The 820-nt window shown below is 64.9% G+C and carries 1 protein-coding gene and 1 pseudogene; one reads left to right on the top strand and one right to left on the bottom strand.

Annotation, left to right across the window (positions count from 1 at the left end):
- The coding region (locus EN781_RS33465; RefSeq protein ID WP_145965827.1) for a hypothetical protein at positions 1–222 on the bottom strand (222 nt) is incomplete at its 3' end.
- Between the two features lie 218 nt (positions 223–440).
- On the opposite strand from EN781_RS33465, the pseudogene EN781_RS33460 reads away from it, so the two are divergent.
- Positions 441–820 (top strand): annotated as a pseudogene (locus EN781_RS33460) (flagellar biosynthetic protein FliO); the annotation flags it as partial.

Below are 820 nucleotides of genomic sequence, written 5' to 3'. Positions count from 1 at the left end.
GCCGATAGCGGTGGCAAACAGGAAGCCGACGCCGATCATCGCCAGCACGCCGAGCATGCCGAGCAGGAAGGGATCGCCGAGGCGCTCGCGGAAAAGCCCGAAAACGATCGCCGCACCGGTCAGGACAACGATGAAGATGATGAGCCGGGTCACGGCACCCGGACGCGTGTTCTGGTCGACGATCGGTACCGGATAGAAATCGCCGCGCGTTTCCTTGGCCATGTGCCCCCTGCTCGTGATTCCGGTGCCCGACACCCCGCGGACGGCCGGTTGAATCACATTCTCCTGTAGCGGAAAAGGCCCCGGCGGCAAATGTCAGATAAAAATGGCGCCGGGCAATGGATTCGTGTTTCAAACTGTTCACGAAGCGTGATGCCAACTTGCGGCGGCTGGTCCGCACGGTTTAGTGTCGCGTCACCTCAAAAAAGGGCGGTGCACCGATGCTGCAGTGGCTGGATAGCGTGGCGGGTCCTGGTTATGTCGCCGCAATCCTGTGGACGTTTGCCGCGCTCGTTCTGCTGGTGGTCGTTCTCCTCATCATCAAGCTGGTGCGCAGCCTGACGTTCGGGACATTCGTCGCCGGCGGCCGCAACCGCAAGACCAGGCTGGCCGTCATGGACGCCACGGCGGTCGACAGTCACCGCCGGTTGGTGCTGGTGCGCCGCGACGACATTGAACACCTCATCCTGATCGGCGGCCCGACCGACGTCGTCGTCGAGCGCGACATCAGGCTTGCAGCACCGCGCCGCCCGGCATTGACCGGAGACAGCGGCCAGCAGCAGGCCCAGGCGCCGCGGCCGCGCCCCACCCAGCCGGCACC

The organism is Mesorhizobium sp. M4A.F.Ca.ET.090.04.2.1 (assembly GCF_003999085.1).
Classification (GTDB): Bacteria; Pseudomonadota; Alphaproteobacteria; order Rhizobiales; family Rhizobiaceae; genus Mesorhizobium.
Note: the sequence above shows the minus strand (reverse complement) of the source record. Positions and strands in the feature narration are given on the sequence as shown.